Origin of the sequence: Pseudomonas sp. FYR_7, from assembly GCF_043106155.1 — a bacterium.
GTDB lineage: Bacteria > Pseudomonadota > Gammaproteobacteria > Pseudomonadales > Pseudomonadaceae > Aquipseudomonas > Aquipseudomonas parafulva_B.
On the sequence record NZ_JBICMI010000017.1, the window covers coordinates 24,004 to 43,835 of the forward strand.

At 61.6% G+C, this 19,832-nt stretch carries 17 protein-coding genes; 11 read left to right on the forward strand and 6 right to left on the reverse strand.

What is annotated here, in order from left to right; genetic code table 11:
• Nucleotides 1–20 precede the first annotated feature (20 nt).
• The 11 genes from rlmN to ACF8R3_RS03895 all read left to right on the forward strand — a co-directional run bounded on the left by rlmN (nt 21) and on the right by ACF8R3_RS03895 (nt 11,662).
• Nucleotides 21–1,166, forward strand: coding sequence for a 23S rRNA (adenine(2503)-C(2))-methyltransferase RlmN (gene rlmN, locus ACF8R3_RS03845; RefSeq protein WP_078479078.1), 1,146 nt, complete (start codon nt 21–23; stop codon nt 1,164–1,166).
• Between the two features lie 13 nt (nt 1,167–1,179).
• Complete coding sequence (gene pilW, locus ACF8R3_RS03850) at nt 1,180–1,941, forward strand: type IV pilus biogenesis/stability protein PilW (protein WP_058637458.1); 762 nt, start codon at nt 1,180–1,182, stop codon at nt 1,939–1,941.
• A complete protein-coding gene (locus ACF8R3_RS03855; protein ID WP_078479077.1) occupies nt 1,938–2,948 on the forward strand; it encodes a RodZ family helix-turn-helix domain-containing protein in 1,011 nt (336 codons plus the stop codon). Before pilW ends, ACF8R3_RS03855 begins: the two co-directional genes overlap by 4 nt.
• A gap of 3 nt (nt 2,949–2,951) precedes the next feature.
• Complete coding sequence (gene ispG / locus ACF8R3_RS03860; protein ID WP_058637460.1) at nt 2,952–4,061, forward strand: flavodoxin-dependent (E)-4-hydroxy-3-methylbut-2-enyl-diphosphate synthase; 1,110 nt, start codon at nt 2,952–2,954, stop codon at nt 4,059–4,061.
• Nucleotides 4,062–4,086: 25 nt separating this feature from the next.
• Nucleotides 4,087–5,376 carry a histidine--tRNA ligase gene (hisS, locus tag ACF8R3_RS03865; RefSeq protein WP_058637461.1) on the forward strand — a complete coding sequence of 430 codons (1,290 nt, stop codon included), beginning with the start codon at nt 4,087–4,089 and terminating at the stop codon, nt 5,374–5,376.
• 39 nt (nt 5,377–5,415) lie between these two features.
• Nucleotides 5,416–6,057 (forward strand): tetratricopeptide repeat protein, encoded by a 642-nt coding sequence (locus ACF8R3_RS03870; protein WP_058637462.1) that lies wholly within the window; start codon nt 5,416–5,418, stop codon nt 6,055–6,057.
• Entirely contained in the window at nt 6,058–7,200 is a 1,143-nt protein-coding gene (gene bamB / locus ACF8R3_RS03875) for an outer membrane protein assembly factor BamB (RefSeq protein WP_058637463.1), read from the forward strand.
• A 115-nt stretch (nt 7,201–7,315) separates the two neighbouring features.
• On the forward strand, nt 7,316–8,779 hold the full coding sequence (gene der / locus ACF8R3_RS03880) for a ribosome biogenesis GTPase Der (protein ID WP_023533412.1): 1,464 nt from the start codon (nt 7,316–7,318) through the stop codon (nt 8,777–8,779).
• A 268-nt stretch (nt 8,780–9,047) separates the two neighbouring features.
• Nucleotides 9,048–9,596 (forward strand): hypothetical protein, encoded by a 549-nt coding sequence (locus ACF8R3_RS03885; protein ID WP_058637464.1) that lies wholly within the window; start codon nt 9,048–9,050, stop codon nt 9,594–9,596.
• Nucleotides 9,597–9,734: 138 nt separating this feature from the next.
• Nucleotides 9,735–10,883 carry a pyridoxal phosphate-dependent aminotransferase gene (locus ACF8R3_RS03890; RefSeq protein WP_392515009.1) on the forward strand — a complete coding sequence of 383 codons (1,149 nt, stop codon included), beginning with the start codon at nt 9,735–9,737 and terminating at the stop codon, nt 10,881–10,883.
• Nucleotides 10,871–11,662, forward strand: a complete 792-nt coding sequence (locus tag ACF8R3_RS03895) for an amidohydrolase (RefSeq protein WP_058604374.1) — start codon at nt 10,871–10,873, stop codon at nt 11,660–11,662. The genes ACF8R3_RS03890 and ACF8R3_RS03895 overlap by 13 nt, the downstream gene beginning before the upstream one ends.
• 58 nt (nt 11,663–11,720) lie before the next feature.
• Here the strand turns inward: ACF8R3_RS03895 and ACF8R3_RS03900 are convergent, their stop codons facing one another.
• The 6 genes from ACF8R3_RS03900 to ACF8R3_RS03925 form a co-directional block, all read right to left on the reverse strand.
• The gene (locus ACF8R3_RS03900; RefSeq protein WP_392515011.1) at nt 11,721–14,276 is read right to left on the reverse strand and encodes a PepSY domain-containing protein; all 2,556 of its coding nucleotides are present in this window, start codon (nt 14,274–14,276) and stop codon (nt 11,721–11,723) included.
• A 190-nt stretch (nt 14,277–14,466) separates the two neighbouring features.
• A complete protein-coding gene (locus tag ACF8R3_RS03905; protein ID WP_058637467.1) occupies nt 14,467–15,630 on the reverse strand; it encodes a type III PLP-dependent enzyme in 1,164 nt (387 codons plus the stop codon).
• Nucleotides 15,631–16,098: 468 nt separating this feature from the next.
• Complete coding sequence (locus ACF8R3_RS03910; protein WP_058637468.1) at nt 16,099–17,256, reverse strand: betaine/proline/choline family ABC transporter ATP-binding protein; 1,158 nt, start codon at nt 17,254–17,256, stop codon at nt 16,099–16,101.
• Complete coding sequence (locus ACF8R3_RS03915; RefSeq protein ID WP_023533317.1) at nt 17,253–17,906, reverse strand: ABC transporter permease; 654 nt, start codon at nt 17,904–17,906, stop codon at nt 17,253–17,255. Before ACF8R3_RS03915 ends, ACF8R3_RS03910 begins: the two co-directional genes overlap by 4 nt.
• A complete protein-coding gene (locus tag ACF8R3_RS03920) occupies nt 17,903–18,814 on the reverse strand; it encodes a glycine betaine ABC transporter substrate-binding protein (RefSeq protein ID WP_058637469.1) in 912 nt (303 codons plus the stop codon). Before ACF8R3_RS03920 ends, ACF8R3_RS03915 begins: the two co-directional genes overlap by 4 nt.
• A gap of 13 nt (nt 18,815–18,827) precedes the next feature.
• Nucleotides 18,828–19,541 carry an ABC transporter permease gene (locus tag ACF8R3_RS03925; protein WP_027913703.1) on the reverse strand — a complete coding sequence of 238 codons (714 nt, stop codon included), beginning with the start codon at nt 19,539–19,541 and terminating at the stop codon, nt 18,828–18,830.
• Between the last annotated feature and the right edge of the window lie 291 nt (nt 19,542–19,832).

Here is a 19,832-nt window from a genome sequence, read left to right on the forward strand (position 1 = left end):
TTACGGGTGAGGGTGAATCCATGACGACATCGACTGACAAAATCAACCTGCTGGGTTTGACCCTGCAGGAAATGGAACAATTCTTCGATTCCATCGGAGAGAAGCGCTTCCGCGCCGGTCAGGTGATGAAATGGATTCACCACTTTGGCGTCGATGATTTCGCCGCCATGACGAACGTCGGCAAGGTCTTGCGTGAAAAGCTCGAGGCCGTTGCCGAAATTCGCCCGCCGGAAGTGGTCAGCGAAGACATTTCCGCAGACGGCACCCGCAAGTGGGTGATCCGCGTTGCCTCTGGCAGCTGCGTCGAAACCGTCTACATTCCCACCGACGATCGCGGCACCCTGTGCGTGTCGTCGCAAGCCGGTTGTGCCCTGGACTGCAGCTTCTGCTCCACCGGTAAACAAGGCTTCAACAGCAACCTCACCGCCGCCGAAGTGATCGGCCAGGTGTGGCTTGCGAACAAATCCTTCGGGACCGTGCCTGCCAAGATCGACCGCGCTATCACCAACGTGGTCATGATGGGCATGGGCGAACCCCTGCTCAATTTCGACAATGTCATCGCCGCCATGAAGATCATGATGGAAGATCTGGGCTATGGCATCTCCAAGCGTCGCGTCACCCTGTCCACCTCGGGTGTCGTGCCGATGATCGACGAGCTGGCCAAGCACATCGATGTGTCCCTGGCCTTGTCGTTGCATGCGCCCAATGACGAGCTGCGCAACAAGCTGGTACCGATCAACAAGAAGTATCCGCTCAAGATGCTGCTCGACTCGTGCATGGGTTACATGGCGACCCTGGGTGGCAAGCGTGTGCTCACCATCGAGTACACCCTGCTCAAGGACGTCAACGACCAGCCCGAGCATGCGGCGCAGATGATCGAACTGCTGCGCGACGTGCCGTGCAAGATCAACCTGATTCCATTCAACCCGTTCCCGCACTCCGGTTACGAGCGCCCCAGCAACAACGCCATTCGTCGTTTCCAGGACCTGCTGCACCACGGCGGCTACAACGTGACGACGCGCACCACCCGCGGTGATGACATCGATGCAGCCTGCGGTCAGCTGGTGGGGCAGGTCAATGACCGCACCCGGCGCAGCGAACGTTACATCGCCGTCCGGCAGCTGTCGGCAGACGCCGAGCGGTCGGACAGCCCGGCCGCCCACTGACCGGAGCTGGCCTATGAACCTGCGCGCTGCGCTGCCGATCCTTGCGCTTTCGCTGCTCGCCGGCTGCATGTCGGGTGGAGGGAGCGATGCGCAGGTGGCTGAACAGCGCAGGGTCGAGGCCGGGCGCGCTTATGTGCAACTGGGGCTGGGCTACCTGCAACAGGGGATGCTAGGCCAGGCCAAGGCGCCCTTGGCAAAGGCATTGGCGCTGGATGGCAACGATGCCGACGCGCATGCAGCCTTGGCATTGGTCTATCAGGCCGAAGACGAGCCTTTGTTGGCGGAGCGTCATTTCAAGCAAGCGCTCGCGGCGGGTGCCGGCACCACGCGAATTCGCAACAATTACGGCAGTTTCCTTTATGCTCAAGGGCGGTTTGCCGAAGCGCAGCAGATGTTTCGCCTTGCCAGCGCCGATACCCTGTATCCTGAGCGTTCACGGGTTTATGAAAACCTTGGCCTGACAGCCTTGAGGCTCGGCCAGCGCGATCAGGCCCACGCCTATTTGCAAAAAGCATTGCAGCTTAACCAGCGACAACCACAAGCGTTGCTGGAAATGGCTGAGTTGTCCTACGAAAACAGGCATTATGTGCCGGCCCGGGATTACTACGATCGTTTCAGCCGGTTGAGTGGCCACGATGCCCGGAGCCTGCTGCTGGGCAGCCGCCTTGCCAAGGTGTTCGACGAACAAGGCACGGTGGCCGAGTTGGGGCAGCAATTACAACGACTTTATCCCGGTACGCCGGAATATCAGCAATACCTGTCGGAGCAACGATGAACGCCGCGCATCCCGAAGTAGCTGTAGCGCCTGGCCAGAACCCTGGTGAGCTGTTGCGCCTGGCCCGTGAGAAACGGGGCTGGTCCCAAGCCGAGGTGGCCCGCAAGCTCAATCTTACTGTCAGCTCGCTCAACCATGTGGAAACCGGCGCCTTCGACAAGCTGCCCGGGCATACCTTCGCCCGAGGCTACATTCGCGCCTATGCCAAGTTGATGGAGCTGGACCAGGCCGCCTTGGTCGAAGCCTTCGATCGCTACACCGGCACTCACGCCAAAGGCAGCGACGTCCATTCGCTGGGGCGTATCGAAGAGCCTTCACGGTTGTCCCACAATATCCTGCGCGGGGTCAGCCTGTTGTTGCTGCTGGCTGTGGTGGGTGGCGGTTTCGTCTGGTGGCAGGACCAGGGCAGCATGCGCGGCAAGGACCTCTCTAGCGTTGCCCTTGAGCATGTTGAGGTCGAAAGCGCCGACGGCACCACCCAGATTCACCCGCTTGACGAACCCGAAGACCAAGCCGTCTCTGCCGCCCAGCAACCTGAAAGCGCCCCCCTGCCGCTGGCTCAGAGCACCGACGAGCAGCAGGCTGCAAGTACCAGTCAGGCACCGGCGGCCGACACGCCAGCCGCTGGGTCGGCTCCGGTAACTGGCACCGCAACGCCTCAGCCGGCTCCGGTGCCGGCCACTGCTACCCCTGTTGTCAGCGCGCCGACGGCAGCCACACCTGCGACAAGTGCAGACGCAGCCGAGCCCGCAGCTGCGCCAGCGGGCAGCGGCAAGGTCGCGATTGAGTTCGTCGCCGATTGCTGGACCCAGGTTTCCGATGGCAACGGCAAGGTGCTGTTCAGCGGCATCAAGCGCAAGGGGGACAACCTCGAGCTGACTGGCAAGGCGCCCTTTGCGCTCCGCCTGGGCTTTGCCCGTGGCGCCAAGGTCAGCTACAACGGCCAGTCCGTCGACGTTGCCCCGTTCACCAGTGGCGAAACCGCTCGCCTGAAGTTGGGACAGTAATTCATGCACGGCCAATCCCCGATCAAACGTCGCGAATCCCGCAAGATATGGGTCGGCAATGTGCCGGTGGGTGGTGATGCGCCCATTGCAGTGCAGAGCATGACCAACACCGATACCAATGATGTCGCCGCCACGGTGGGGCAGATCCAACGTCTGGTCGATGCCGGTGTGGACATCGTTCGCGTCTCGGTACCTGACATGGACGCAGCCGAAGCCTTCGGCCGCATCAAGCAGCAGGTCAGTGTGCCGCTGGTCGCCGACATTCACTTCGACTACAAGATCGCTTTGCGCGTGGCCGAGCTGGGTGTGGACTGCCTGCGCATCAACCCCGGCAACATCGGTCGTGAAGACCGGGTCAGGGCCGTCGTGGACGCCGCCCGCGACCGCGGTATCCCGATCCGTATCGGGGTCAACGCAGGCTCACTGGAAAAGGACCTGCAGAAAAAGTACGGCGAGCCTACGCCCGCTGCCCTGGTCGAATCGGCGCTGCGTCATGTGGAGCACCTTGATCGCCTCGACTTCCAGGATTTCAAGGTGAGCGTCAAGGCGTCGGACGTGTTCATGGCCGTCGAAGCCTATCGCCTGCTGGCGCGGCAAATCGTGCAACCCCTGCACCTGGGGATCACCGAAGCCGGTGGCCTGCGTTCGGGTACGGTGAAATCTGCCGTTGGCCTAGGTATGCTGCTGGCCGAAGGCATTGGCGATACCATCCGCATTTCGCTGGCGGCAGACCCGGTGGAGGAGGTCAAGGTAGGCTATGACATCCTCAAGTCCCTGCATTTGCGTTCACGAGGCATCAACTTCATCGCCTGCCCGAGCTGCTCGCGGCAGAATTTCGATGTGGTAAAAACCATGAACGAGCTCGAAGGGCGCCTCGAGGACCTGCTGGTACCGTTGGACGTGGCCGTCATCGGCTGTGTGGTCAATGGCCCGGGGGAGGCCAAGGAAGCGCATGTCGGCCTCACCGGTGGTACGCCCAACCTGGTCTACATCGATGGTAAACCTGCGCAGAAACTGACCAACGACAACCTGGTCGATGATCTCGAAAGGCTCATCCGACAGAAAGCGGCCGAGAAGGTCGAAGCCGACGCGGCACTGATCGTCCGTGGCTGATACACAGAATTCGTAAGGATCATTCGTGAGCAAATCGCTGCAAGCCATCCGTGGCATGAACGACATCCTGCCTGAGCAGTCGCCGTTGTGGCGCTATTTCGAAGGTACCGTTGCCGGCCTGCTGGACACCTACGGGTACAGCCAGATCCGCACGCCCATCGTGGAATTCACCGAGCTGTTCAAGCGCTCGATCGGTGAAGTGACCGATATTGTCGAAAAGGAGATGTACACCTTCGAGGACCGCAACGGCGACTCGCTCACGTTGCGTCCGGAAGGGACGGCGGCCTGCGTCCGCGCGGTGCTGGAGCATGGCATCACCGGTAATGGCCAGGTGCAGAAGCTGTGGTACATCGGGCAAATGTTCCGCCACGAGCGCCCCCAGAAGGGCCGCTACCGGCAGTTCCACCAGATCGGTGTGGAGGTGTTCAACCTCGATGGCCCGGACATCGATGCCGAGTTGATCATGCTGACCTGGCGCCTGTGGGGCTTGCTGGGTATTCAGGATGCGGTCAAGCTCGAACTCAACAGCCTTGGCACCAGCCAAGCGCGCGCCCGCTACCGCGACGCGTTGGTAGAGTTCCTGTCCGCGCGCCTGGAGCAACTGGACGAAGACAGCCAGCGCCGCCTCAAGAGCAATCCGCTGCGCATCCTCGACAGCAAGGACACCAATACCCAGGCGGTGCTGGTCGATGCGCCGAAGCTCGAAGATTACCTGGACGAAGAATCCCGTGCGCACTTCGTAGGCCTGAAGGCCCGCCTGGACGCTGCCGGCATTCCATTCGTGCTCAACACCAAGCTGGTGCGGGGGCTGGATTACTACAGCAAGACCGTCTTCGAATGGGTCACTGACAAGCTTGGCGCCCAGGGCACCGTATGTGCCGGCGGCCGCTACGATGGGCTGGTGGAGCAAATGGGCGGCAAGCCTACCCCTGGCGTTGGCTTTGCCATGGGTATCGAGCGTCTGATTCTGCTGCTCGAAACCCTGGGCAAGGTACCGGACTCCATCAGCCGTCAGGTCGATGTCTACCTCTGCGCGTTTGGCGAGCAGGCCGAGTTGGCGGGCCTGCGACTGTCCGAAGCGGTGCGTGACCGTCTGCCCGGCCTGCGTCTGGCCGTGAATGCGGGCGGGGGCAGTTTCAAGAGCCAGTTCAAGAAAGCCGACAAGAGCGGCGCGCTGTTCGCCTTGATTCTTGGCGATGACGAGTTGGCCAAACAGGAAGTCGGCTTCAAACCCCTGCGTGGTCAGGGCGAACAACAGAACATTGCCTGGGATGCCCTTGCAGGGCACCTGGAAACCGCGATCGCACACGCGTAACGCGGTTCAACGAGCGAATAGGCGAAAAGGAGTATTGGGGTGTCGAGTACCGATGATGATGACCTGGCAGGGGTCAAGGACTGGTGGAACCGTAACGGCAAGCCGCTGCTGACCGGCGCGCTGCTCGCCGGCGTGGTGGTGCTGGGGTGGAACACCTGGCACAAGTACCAGAACAACCAGTCGCAAGGTGCCTCGCAGCTGTATCAGGCGCTGTTGGAAACCAGCCTCACGCCTACGGGTCAGCCGGACGCCACCCGGGTTGCGGAACTGGCCGGCAAGCTCAAGAGCGAGTTCGGCGGCACGACCTATGCCCAGTACGGCAGCCTGTTCGTGGCCAAGGTAGCGGTCGAGAGCGGCAAGCTCGACGATGCCGCTGGCGAGCTCAAGGCTATTGTGGACAAGCCAGCAGACGCCACCCTTGGCGAGATCGCACGCCAGCGTCTGGCCCGTGTGCTGGCTGCCCAGAACAAGGCCGAGGATGCCCTCAAGTTGCTGGATGGGGATGCCGAGAAAGCCTTCCTCGCCAGTCGCGAGGAGTTGAAAGGGGACCTGCTGGTACAGCTGGGCCGCGCTGCTGACGCGCACGGTGCCTACGAAAAGGCCAAGGCTGCGTTGTCCGACGAGGCGGCAGTGGGTGGCTTGCAGTTGAAGCTCGATGATCTGGCCAGAGGGGACGCGTAAGTGATCGGTTGGAAACAAGCAGCAGTGCTGACCTTGGCGGTATTGGCCGCAGGGTGCAGCAGCAACAGCAAGAAGGAACTGCCTCCTGCCGAGCTGACCAAGTTCACCGAGGAAGTGGTGCTCAAGAAGCAGTGGAGCCGCTCCATCGGTGATGGCCAGGGTGAAACCTACAATACCCTCGTGCCGGCCATCGAGAATGACCGGATCTATGCCTCCGACGTCACTGGGGATGTCTATGCCCTGGACCGCATCACGGGCAACGTGGTGTGGAACAAGGACCTTGACCTGCCGGTTTCCGGTGCGGTTGGCGTAGGCTATGGCCTGGTGATGCTCGGCACCCTCAAGGGTGAAGTGATCGCCCTGGATTCGAGCACCGGTGAGGAGCGCTGGCGCGCCCGCGTGACCAGCGAAGTGCTGGCGCCTCCGGCCAACAACGGTGATGTAGTGGTGGTGCAGACCCAGGACGATCGCCTGATCGGGCTGGATGCCGCCACTGGTGACCGTCGCTGGATCTATGAAAGCACCCCGGCGGTACTGACCCTTCGCGGCACCGGCGCGCCCGTCGTGACCAACCGCCTGGCAGTCGCGGGCCTTTCCACCGGCAAGGTCGTGGCAGTCGACATCAGCAATGGCGTACCTGTATGGGAAAGCCGTGTGGCGATCCCGCAGGGCCGTTCGGAGCTTGAGCGTGTCGTCGACATCGACGGCGGCCTGCTGCTTTCTGGTGGTACCCTGTACGTCAGCACGTACCAGGGGCGCGTTGCGGGCCTGGACTTGGAAAGCGGCCGCGTGCTCTGGCAGCGTGATGCCTCCAGCTACGTAGGGGTCGCCCAAGGCTTTGGCAACGTCTACGTGAGCGAAGCCTCGGGTACCGTGGAAAGCGTCGATGAGCGATCCTCTAGCGCCTTGTGGTCCAACGATGCCATGGCCCGTCGCCAGCTGACCGCCCCCGAGGTGTACAGCAGCTACGTGGCAGTAGGCGACTTCGAAGGCTACCTGCACCTGCTCAGCCAGGTCGACGGTCGCTTCGTTGGCCGTGAGCGTGTCGACAGCAGTGGCCTGCGCGCACGGCCACTGGTGGTTGGGGATACCATCTATGTCTTCGGCAACAGCGGCAAGCTCGAGGCACTGACCATCCGCTGAAGCTATGCTTGAAGCCGTGCGGCTTCAGGCTGCGGCGTAGGACACGCCGCCCGAACTCCGGCCGCTGCCTTGCAGCGGCCTTTGTATTTTCAAGAATTCAAGAGTGGAGAGCCGAATGGTTCCCGTAATCGCCCTGGTGGGCCGCCCGAACGTCGGCAAATCCACCATGTTCAACCGCCTGACCAAGACCCGCGATGCCATCGTGGGTGACCTGTCGGGCCTGACCCGTGATCGCCAGTACGGCGATGCCAGCTGGCAGGGTCGCTCCTTCATCCTCATCGACACCGGTGGCATCACCGGTGATGAAGTGGGCATGGACGAAAAAATGGCCGAGCAGTCGCTCATGGCCATCGAAGAAGCCGACTATGTGCTGTTCCTGGTCGATGCCCGTGCAGGCATGACGGCGGCAGACCAGATGATTGCCGAGCACCTGCGCAAGCGCAACAAGGCGGCGATCCTGGTCGCCAACAAGATCGACAATATCGACGCTGACGTCGCCCGCGCCGAGTTCTCGCCGATGGGCATGGGCAATGCCATTCCGGTAGCAGGCTCCCAGGGTCGAGGTATCAATGCGTTGATGGAGGCCGTACTCGGCCACTTGCCGCGCGATGCCGAAGAAGAAGCCTTGGACCAGGATGTCGCCGAAGGCGAAGAGGCCGTGCGCATCCCTGGCCCAAGCGAAAAGGATGGCATCAAGATCGCCATCATTGGTCGCCCCAACGTCGGCAAGTCGACCCTGGTCAACCGCATGCTCGGTGAAGAGCGTGTGGTGGTCTACGACGAGCCGGGTACCACCCGCGACAGTATCTACATTCCGTTCGAGCGTGATGGTGACAAGTACACCTTCATCGACACCGCCGGTGTGCGCAAGCGCGGCAAGATCCACGAGGAAGTCGAAAAGTTCTCGGTGGTCAAGACGCTGCAGGCGATCAAGGACGCCAACGTGGTGATCTTCGTCATGGATGCTCGCGAAGGTGTGGTCGATCATGACCTGAACCTGCTGGGCTTTGCCCTGGAAGCTGGCCGCGCCATCGTCATCGCCCTGAACAAGTGGGATGGCATGGAGCCGGGTGAGCGTGCCTATGTGAAGACCGAACTGGAGCGCCGGCTGTTCTTCGTTGACTTCGCCGATATCCACTTCATTTCGGCCCTGCACGGCACCGGCGTGGGCAACCTGTACAAGTCGGTGCAGGCCGCATTCACCTCGGCTGTGACCCGCTGGCCGACCAGCCGTCTGACGCAGATCCTCGAAGACGCCGTCAGCGAGCACCAGCCGCCGCTGGTCAACGGCCGTCGCATCAAACTGCGTTATGCGCACCTGGGTGGGGCCAACCCGCCGCTGATCGTGATCCATGGCAACCAAACCGACAGCATTCCCAAGTCGTACTCGCGTTACCTGGAAAACACCTACCGTCGCGTGCTCAAGCTGGTCGGCACGCCGATTCGCATCGAGTACAAGGGCGGTGAGAACCCGTACGAGGGCAAGAAGAACACCCTCACAGACCGCCAGGTCAACAAGAAGCGTCGCTTGATGTCGCACCACAAGAAGGCTGAGAAGAAACGTCGCGATAAGCGATAGGCGCCTGCTGGGCGCGTCACGCTGCCCGTTCCATGCTTCGCCCCCCGTGCCGCGCGTCTCCAGCGCCGCACCCTGTTTCCTGTTTCCTCACGAGTACGGCCATGCCGCCAAGCTCGGGAGGAAACATTGATCTATGCCGCCTTCCACTTTGCACCGGTAGTTTGTGTGCGGGTAGTGCACGAGGCGCTGAGTCTGTGCTCCTCATTGGTGGCTCATTGGCTATTCACGTACCTGTGAATGCTGTGCTGGATCAATCAAAGGGAACATCATGAACGATATCTTTTTACAAAAAGCCAAGGGTAAGCTCTATCTGCTCAAGGATGGCGAACGTCACGCAATTATCGTCAATCATTTGAATGAACTGCAGGTAGCCGGAACGCTTGATACGCCCGAGTGCTTCGACATCGGAATGCTCGCTCACCCATCGCTCGAGGGGGGTATGGCGTTTGAATTTCGAACGTCAGCAGGCAAGCAGGTTACTGGACGTGGTGGGCGTGTCCTTCATGCATCGGACACAGAGCTGGGCACGCCCGGTCCTGCCCTGCAAATTATCCACCTGGCCGGGAACATTGACGGCGAGCCCAATGTGAATCAGGTTCAATTGCAAACCCTCGATGCCCGCCATGTCTCGGCCCACGATCGCGTGTTAGTCGGCTACAAAAAAGTCCCAGTTGGCTGGACCTGGTTCAGCATCAAGCCTAATGATACGAAAAACATACCTGTCTGGGAGAGCCAGCCAAGCGACAGGTTGCGTTTCCATACTACGGATGTGGCGCCCGCAGCGACTTTCATACTGGAGTTCGTCACCCAGGCATAGGGTGGAGCTAGCCCCGACAGTGATCGTCGGGAAAGCTTGTGACGTGCGACTCACGCTCTGACCGGCTTCTTACCGACGAAACGATCCGCTATGCTCGTGCTTTCTTCCCGTGCCGGCTGCACCAGGAGCGAGGGCGCCATGATCCCCAGCAAATTGCCGAACGTCGGCACGACCATCTTTACCACCATGTCAGAGCTCGCCGCCCAGACCGGGGCGCTGAACCTTTCGCAGGGCTTCCCGGATTTCAACGGGCCCCAGGCCCTGCTCGAGTCGGTGGGCCGACATGTCATGGCGGGTCACAATCAATACGCGCCAATGTCGGGCCTTGCAGCCTTACGCCAGCAGGTGGCCTTGAAGGTCAAGCGCCTCTATGGTGCGACGGTAGACCCCGACCATGAAGTGACGATTACGCCCGGCGCGACGGAGGCGATCTTCTGCGCTATCCAGGCTGTTGTGCGGCCAGGGGACGAGGTCATCATCTTCGACCCCTGTTACGACAGCTACGCGCCCTCGGTGGCACTGGCCGGGGGCCGTTGCGTGCATCTGCAGCTGGACCCCAGCGACTTTGCCATCGATTGGCAGCAGTTCGCGGACGCACTTACGCCACGCACACGTCTGGTCGTGCTCAACTCGCCCCATAACCCAAGCGGTGCCTTGCTGTCCCGGAAGGATCTGGACCAGCTGGCGCAGCTGATCGCCAATCGAGACATCTACGTACTGAGCGATGAAGTCTACGAGCACCTGGTCTATGACGACGTGCAGCATGCTTGCGTACTGGCTCACGAGCAGCTCTACAGACGTGCGTTCGTGGTCAGTTCCTTTGGCAAGACATATCACGTCACCGGCTGGAAGACGGGCTATGTCATCGCACCGCCGGCCCTCACCACCGAACTGCGCAAGGTGCATCAATACGTCAACTTTTGTGGCGTGACTCCTTTGCAGTACGCCCTGGCTGACTTCATGGCCGAGCATCCCGAACATGTCGATGCGTTACCGGCTTTCTATCAAGCCAAGCGCGACCTGTGCTGCGGCTTGTTGCAAGATTCGCGATTCAGGTTCACCCCCACGGCCGGCACTTATTTTCAGCTGGTTGATTATTCGCATATTCGTCCGGACCTCGATGACGTGCAGATGGCGACGTGGTTGACCCGCGAGCATGGTGTGGCCACCATCCCGATCTCGGTGTTCTATCAGCAAGCTATTCCCGGTCAACGGCTGCTGCGCCTGTGCTTTGCCAAACGAGAGGAGACGCTGCGTCAGGCAGCGGAGAAACTATGCGCGATCTAAGTACGCTGCCAGACCTCAGGCTGGCTCTGGTGCAGACCACCCTGGCCTGGCACGACCGGGAAGCCAATTTCGCCCATTTCGACGTGCTGCTTGAGCAGGTGGGCGAGGTGGACCTGGTGATCTTGCCGGAAATGTTCACCACCGGGTTTTCCATGCAGTCCGAAAGCCTCGCCGAGCCGGAGAATGGCCCCACGTACAAGTGGCTCAAGGCTCAAGCGCAGAAGTGCAACGCCGTGGTCACGGGCAGCGTGATCATTCAGGCAGCCGATGGCAGCCACCGTAACCGCCTGCTCTGGGCACGGCCTGATGGCGAGATCCTGCACTACGACAAGCGTCACCTGTTCCGCATGGCCGGTGAGCACGAGCACTACACGCCGGGCGAGCGGCAGGTGCAGTTCGAGCTCAAGGGCTGGCGCATTCGCCCGCTCATCTGCTACGACCTGCGCTTCCCGGTCTGGAGCCGGGATGCCACCGACACCGACCTGCTGTTGTACACAGCCAACTGGCCGGCGGCGCGGCGCCTGCACTGGAACCGCCTGTTGCCGGCGCGAGGGATCGAAAACCTGTGCTATGTGGCGGCGGTGAACCGGGTGGGCATTGACGGCAAGAGCTTCGCGTACAGCGGTGACAGCCAGGTGCTGGATTTTCAGGGCGAGAGCTTGCTCAGTGCTGGAGAGGCCGATGGCGTGTTCACCGTGGTATTGAGTGCCTCGGAACTGGCCGCTTACAGAGCCAAGTTCCCGGCCAACCTGGATGCCGATACCTTCGAGCTGCACTGATCGCAGCGCCGGCATCCTGGAGGATTACTGCCAGGACGCCGGCTTTGCCTGTTGCCGATCAGTACACATCCCGCCGGTATCGCCCCTCCTCGATCAGCCGTTGCACGGCAGCATCTCCAAGCAGGCCTGCAAGTGCCGCATCGACGCCAGCGGCCATGCCCTGCAGGCTGCCGCAGACGTATACGCAGGCACCTTCATTCATCCAGCGTTCAAACAGCGCGGCCTGTTGCAACAACACATCCTGCACGTAGATTTTTTCGGCTTGGTCGCGAGAGAACGCCAGGTCCAGCCGTGCCAGATCCCCAGCGGCGAGCAACCCTTGCAGCTCCTTGCCACACAGAAAATCATGGGCGCGATTGCGTTCGCCGTACAGCAGCCAGTTACGCCGCTCGCCCGCAGCGACGCGGGCCCTTAGCAGACTGCGCAGGCCCGCAAGGCCAGTACCGTTGCCGATCAGGATCATCGGTACATTGCCCTGGGGCATATGGAAGCCACTGTTGCGCTTTAGCCTCAGGCTCAGTGTGCCATCGAGCGGCAGGTATTCGGTCAGCCAACCAGAGCCTACGCCCAAGTCGCCACTTGGGTGTCGCTCCTGGCGCACGATCAGCTCCAGCACCCCGTCACTGGCAATCGAGGCGATGGAATAGTCGCGGCTGCCGAGCGGCACCAGTGCGTCCACCACCGCTTGGGCATGAAGCCCGACCAGATGCCCACCGACGGCAGGTAACTGACGGTCTGCGAGTGCCTGAGCAAGCCTGACTACCACCCCCTCGACCTGCACGTGCGTGTCGGCGTCCAGCCCCAGGTCTCTGACGAAGGCATCGACCCTTGGCCGACCGTTGAGCGGCATAATCTCCACCAGGTCGCCGGCTTCCCACACGGCAGGCTTCTGCGCCTGCAGGCCGAGCAGATACACCGGCTGGCCCTGGCTGCCAGGGTTGAGCAGTTCACGGCGGGTCAGCGACCAGTTGCCGAAACGGGGGGCTTGCCAAGCGGATACCGGCGCGGTGCCGGTCAGCAGTGCCAGCGCCTGATGCCACTGCTGAAGGGCCGCCTGATCGGCGTTGTCGACCTCCACGGGGCTAAATGCACAGTGAGCACCACGCTCGGTCAACCACGCCTGAAGCCGGCGGGCGAACCCGCAGAACTGTGGGTATTGACGATCACCCAGCGCCAGCAGGGCATAGCTGAGTGTTTGCAAGGGCAAAGGCTGACCCAGCACGTTGCGCTCAAAGCCTCGCGCGTTGTCAGGGGCTTCTGCATCCCCGAAGGTGCTGACGACGAACAACGCACGGCGTGCCGCACGCAGATCCTCTTCACACAACGTACCCAACGCCCTGACCTGCGCCGGCAAGCCTGCCGCCTGTAGTTGCCCGGCGCTTTGCCAGGCCAGCTGCTCGGCCATACCACTCTGGCTGGCGTAGCCGATCAGCCAGCTCTCGCTGTTGACTTCATCGGGGGTCACGTGGCGGCGGGCAGCCCTAACCTGACGTTTCTTGCGCCGTCGATCCAGGTAGAGCAGCCAGCCTGTGACGAAGAAGACCGGCATGGCCAGGCTGGCCAAGGTCAGGACGATGCGCCCAACCAGGCCGAAGTATTCCCCGACATGCAGTGCGTACACGCTCTGGAGCAATTGGGCCTTGAATGATTTATCACTGTAGCGTTCGTGAAGGCTGACCTTGCCACTGGCAGGGTCCAGGACCAAGGTGTCGAAGGCCCTGGGATGGTCGGCGTTATCCAGCAGATAGAACAGATTGGCAGGTTGACCGCCGACTGGGGGCAGGCGCAGGTTGTAACTGGCAAGGCGTGGACCTGCGGCGTTGCGCAGGCTGGCCCAGATGGCGTCGTAGTCGACGTTCAGCGCCGGTGCCTTTGGGTCGATAGACGCAGCTCCGGAGCGCCGGTCTTTTTTCAGTTGCGGCTGCGGCTGCCCGGCGACCGGCGGATCGGCCAGTAGCCGGTTCAGACCCTCCCGGTACCATTCGTAGGACCAGAACAGGCCCGTCAGGGCGAACAACAGGTAGAAGAGCAGGCACCAGGTGCCTGCTACGGCGTGCAGGTCCCAGTTGAACGCACGGCCTTTTTTGGCCCAATCCAGCGTCAGCCAGGTTCGCCAGTTTGTGGCATGGCGCGGCCACCGCAGGTACAGGCCCGACAGGCAGAAGAACACCAGCAGCAGCGTCGAGGCACCGGTGATCTGCCTGCCCGTGTCGCCCATGGCCAGAAAGCGGTGAAGCGTAAGCATGAGGGTGAAGAAGCCTTGCCCCGACACCTCGCTCAGCAGCTGGCCCGTATACGGGTCTGCGTAGCGCAACGGACCGCGCCGCTCGCCCGGTGCAGGGGTGAAAAAGATCCTCGCGGCTTCGCCTTCACGAACGTCGACCCACAGCATGGCGACCTTGTCGTGTTGCTGGGATTCGACACGTTGCACCAACTCAGCAGGCGGCAGCACGCCGTCAGGCCGTACCTCTACGCGCAGCACATCGGTATTGAGCGCGCTCAGCAGTTCGTCCTGAAACGAATAGAGCGCCCCAGTGATACCCATTACTGCAAGTACCAGCCCGGCCGTGATGCCGAATAACCAATGCAGCTGGAACAGCGTCTTCTTCAGCACCTTCGTTCACCTTGTATCGCCGCCGCACCCTGCGTAGCGCTGGCGGATGTTAATGGAAGCTCCTGCACGCGGCAATTGAGATTCGTTCACATTCACAAGGTGATTAGCTGCTGGTGTGACGCCGGGGATCGAGGTGCGGTCGGCTTTATTGCGCAGGCATGAAAACGGGGCCTTTGGGCCCCGTCATGGATTACAGATAGTAGGCTTTGAGCGGCGGGAACCCATTGAACTCCACCGCGCTGTAGCTGGTGGTGTAGGCACCGGTCGACAGCCAGTACAGGCGATCGCCGATTGCCAGGTTCAGCGGCAGACCATACTTGTAGTGCTCGTACATGATGTCGGCGCTGTCACAGGTAGGGCCGGCGATGACCACTTCCTCGGTTTCGCCCTTTTTCTCGGTCCAGATCGGGAACTTGATGGACTCGTCCATGGTTTCGATCAGGCCCGAGAATTTGCCGACGTCGGTGTAGATCCAGCGCTCGACGGCCGTGCGCGACTTGCGTGCTACCAGCACCACTTCGCTGACCAGGATGCCGGCGTTGGCAATCAGCGAACGGCCCGGCTCCAGGATGATTTCCGGCAAGTCGTCGCCGAAGTCTTCCTTGAGGAAGCGAATGATCTCCTCGGCGTAGGTTTCCAGGCTGTTGGTACGGGTGATGTAGTTGGCCGGGAAGCCGCCGCCCATGTTGATCAGCTTCAGTTCGATGCCGTCTTCTTCCTTGAGCCGCTCGAAGATCACCTTCACCTTGGCGATAGCGGCGTCCCACACGCTGATGTCGCGCTGTTGCGAGCCCACATGGAAGGAGATGCCATAGGGCACCAGGCCCAGGTCACGGGCGAGGATCAACAGGTCCATGGCCATGTCGGTCTGGCAACCGAACTTGCGCGACAGCGGCCAGTCGGCAGTGGTGGAGCCTTCGGTCAGGATACGCACATACACCTTCGAGCCCGGCGCGGCCTTGGCGATGTTGCGCAGGTCGGCCTCGGAGTCGGTGGCGTACAGGCGCACACCCTTCTCGAAGAAGTAACGAATGTCCTTGGATTTCTTGATGGTGTTGCCGTAGCTGATGCGATCGGCGCTGACACCCTGGTTCATCACCTTGTCCAGCTCGTAGATGGAGGCGATGTCGAAGTTCGAGCCCTTGTCCTTGAGCAGGTCGATGATCTCGACGGCTGGATTGGCCTTGACGGCGTAGTACACCTTGGCGAATTCGAACCCCGCGCGCAGGTCGTCATAAGCCTTGCTGATCATCTGGGTATCGATGAGTACGAACGGCGTTTCCTGTTTGTCGGCAAACGCCTTCATCTTCTGGAAGGTGTCGCGTGCGAAATAGTCTTCGACCTGGATCGACATGCTCAGGGACTCCATGGGCAAACTGAAAATTTAAGTGGCTGCAAACTGAACGCCCTCCGTATCCCCACTTTGGTTCGCCTACTCAGTACTTGAGCCGGATGGATCGTTTCCAGCATGGACGTTCGGCGCGCACTTTAGGGCGTGAACTCGGCAGAATCAACAGGCAATCCCTGGCGAATCGGCGATGTTCGAGTTGCCACGCCTGGGATTAACGACCCATGTGAACGGCTGGTGTTCCCCAGTGCGCGTCAGACGTAAAGAATTGTGGAATAGCCCTGGGTAGGGTGCGTAAACCCAAGCCCCTCCGCTTGGGCACGAGGCGCATTTGGAGATGATCGAGCGGTGCGGCAGGTAGGCTCGGGTGTTCATATTTATGGCCACCCGAGCCTGGTACTGGCGTTCAGAAAACGGTCCATGAATTTTTTATTCCGTCCGCCCTCGTCACGCCTTTTTTGCGATGAAAGGCTTTTAGGACGTCACCATCTCGGCGGGCGAGACAATGGTGGATTTCGCCCCGCGTGAGCGGCCCGAGCTCAGGTAGGCCGCAATCGACTCCTGGGTGACCTCGCCCAGGAACACCTGCTCGGCGTCCAGTACCGGCAGCCAGGCGCGGTTGAACTCGTACATGCGCGACAACAGGATACGCAGGTTTTCATCGTGTGCCGCCGTGGCGTTGAATGGCCGCAGGAAGTCGGCGCACGTGCCTTGCTGGCGGTGCATGTCGCGTCGGCGCACATAGCCGAGCGCCTTGTTCGTGGCGTCGGTCACCACCACGTAGCGGCGATCATGTTCGTCCAGCAGTTCCAGCGCATCAGCCACTGGGGTCTGCGGGCTCACCGCCGGGGCATTGTCAGCCGCATCTTCGGCACGTACCAGCAGTAGCCGCTTGAGGGTGCTGTCCTGGCCGACGAAGTTGCTCACGAAGTCATCGGCCGGGTGCGCCAGCAAGGTGTCTGGGTGATCCAGCTGCAACAGCTTGCCCGCCCGGAAGATGGCAATCTTGTCGCCCAGCTTGATGGCTTCGTCGATGTCATGGCTGACCATGATCACGGTCTTGTTCAAGGCCCGCTGCATCTCGAAGAATTCGTTCTGGATCATCTCCCGGTTGATGGGGTCCACGGCGCCGAACGGCTCGTCCATCAACAGCACCGGGGCGTCGGCTGCAAGGGCGCGGATCACCCCGATCCGCTGCTGCTGGCCACCGGAGAGTTCGCGGGGGTAGCGCTGCAGGTACTGCTTGGGCTCGAGCTTGATCATGTGCATCAGCTCGCGGGCGCGCTCGGCGCAGCGCTGCTTGTCCCACCCGAGCAGGCGCGGCACGACGGTAATGTTCTCCTCGATGGTCATGTTCGGAAACAGGCCGATCTGCTGGATCACATAGCCGATGTGACGACGCAGGCTGACTTCGTCCAGGCCGCTGGTGTCTTCGCCATTGATGAACACCTGCCCCGAGGTGGGGGTAATCAGGCGGTTGATCATCTTCAGGGTGGTGCTCTTGCCGCACCCTGACGGGCCCAGGAACACGCAGATTTCGCCTTCGTTGACCGTGAGGCTGACCGCGTCCACGGCCTTGACGTCCTTGCCGTTGACGTTGAAGGTCTTGCTGAGGTTCTTCAGTTCGATCATGAGCGCATTCCTTCTGGAGTCAGGGCACGTTGCAGGGTTTGCAGGAGCAGGTCGGCGATGATCGCCAGCAGGCTGACCAGTACTGCGCCGACCAGCAGCATCGACATGTCGCTGCGGCTGATGGAGGTGAGGATGAGTACGCCCAGGCCACCGGCCCCAATGGTGGCGGCGATGGTCATCACGCCGATGTTCATCACCACGGCAGTACGCACGCCGGCGAGGATCACCGGTACTGCGATGGGCAACTCGACCATGCGCAGGCGTTGACCGAAGGTCATGCCGATGCCCCGGGCAGCCTCGCGAATACCGGGCTCGACGTTGGTCAGCGCCAGGTAGGTGTTACGCAAGATTGGTAGCAGGGAATAGAGGAACACCGCCGTGATGGCAGGCAGCGGGCCCAGGCCCTGGCCGAAGGTGGAGTAGAACGGCAACAGCAGCCCGAACAGGGCGATCGACGGGATGGTCAGCAGCACCGTGGCGCTGGCCTGCACGGGGCCGGCCAGGAAGGGGAAGCGGGTCATGACGATGCCCAGCGGCACGCCGATCAGGATGGCCAGGCCCACGGCCACGCCCACCAACATGATGTGCTGCCAGGTCAGCTGCAACACCAGGGCCCAGTCCAGGTGCGCGAAGGTATCGAACAATGTCATGGCGTCACCTCCTTCAGGGGATGTTCTCGCAGGAAGGCGGCTGCGACCGAGGAGGGGCTTTGGTGCTGCACATCGACCTTGGCGTTGAGTTGGCGCATGGTCTCGTCGTCCAATTGTTCGGCAAGGGGGGCGAGCAGGCTGGCCAACTGCGGATGAGCGTCGAGCACGGCCTTGCGCACCACCGGGCCTGCCGTGTAATCCGGGAAGTAGTGCTTGTCGTCTTCAAGCAGCTTGAGCTTGAACGCGTTGAGTCGGCCATCGGTGGTGTACACCAGGCCTGCGAACACCTGGGCATTGCGCAGCGCGGTGTAGACCAGGCCTGCGTCCATCTGACGGATGTTGGCGCGCTCCAGGTGCATGCCATATCGCGCCTGCAGGCCATCCAGGCCGTCGGGCCGGTTGGCGAACTCGGTGTCCAGCGCAACCACATGCTTGCGCGCCTGCTCGTCCATCAACACCTGGTTCAACTGGCTGATGGTGTTGACCTGCGGGTAGGCCTTGGCCACTTCGCTGGGCAATGCCAATGCATAGGTGTTGCTGAACTTGGAAGGCTTAAGCCAGACCAGTCCCTTTTCGGCATCCAGAGCCTTGACTCGGGCATAGGTGGCCGCCGCGCTGGGCATGCGTTCTTCCACATGGTTGTAGGACACCAGCGAGACCCCGGTGTATTCCCACATCAGGTCAAGCTGCCCGGTTTCCTGCGCCTGACGGGCCAGGCTGCTGCCCAGGCCGCCAGTGACGCGCACCTCGAAGCCATTGGCGCGCAGGTATTGAGCAGTGATTTCGGCCAGCACGGTCTGTTCGGTGAACACCCGGGCGCCGATACGGATCAACGGTTTGTCTGCCGCCTGGGCAAAACCCGCCGACAGCAGGACCGCGCCCAGGAGCAAGGCGATTGCGTTCTTCATGGTTTTCCTCGGGTTATTGGGCCAGGCCACGTTCCAGCCAGCGCTTGCTGGCGAACGTCACCAGTGCGTCCAGCAGCAATGCCAGCAGTGCCGTACAAGCGGCGCCCAGCAAGAGCTGGGGCTGGTTGTTAAGGGCAATGCCGGGGAAAATCAGGCTGCCCAGGCTGTTGGCACCGATCAGGAAGGCGAGCGGGGCGGTGCCCACGTTCAGCGCCAGTGCTACACGCACGCCACCGACGATGATGGGCACGGCATTGGGCAGCTCCACCTGCCACAACTGCTGGCGCGGCGTCATGCCGATACCGGTAGCGGCTTCCTTGAGCGAGGCGGGAACGTTTTTAAGCCCTTCGTAGGTATTGCGCACGATGGGCAGGAGGGAGGCGAGAAACAGGGCGAAAATGGCAGGGCCTGCGCCGATACCTAGTACGCTCAGGGCGATGGCCAGTACAGCCAGGGGGGGGATGGTGTTGCCAATGTTGAAGAACTGCATGAACCGCTCGGCTTTGTCGACCCTATGCGGTCGACTCAAGGCAATGCCGGCGGGGATGCCCACGGCCAATGCCGCCGCCATCGAAGCCAGCACCAGAACCAGGTGCGCTTGCAGGTAGAACGTCAGATCATCGCGGTAGCGCGCGATCGTGTCGAGGCCGATCCAGTGGACCAGCAGGGCCAGGATGACGAGCACGGCGGCCCATCCCAACAGCCCTTTTCCGTAGCGTGTCGCCACAGGTGGACTCCTTCTTGTCGTCGGCGAGCACACTTCTTCTTGGCCAGCCCCGAGAGGCAGCGGTGGTGTGTTCGCGATTAGCAGCCCGATGCGAGCCATAGGCGCCGATCAGGCCATGAGCCAAACCCCGTCGGGTTCGAAAACGCTGGTGAAACCGTTCCCCAACCGAAGCGGTTTACAGGGGAGTGGACGTCTCCTCGGGCGCAAAGGTTCCCATCTCAGGGGGCGTTTGGCCAGCACTAATCACTGGTTAACAGCGATCTAGCAAGTGAAAAGAATCGATAAATGCAG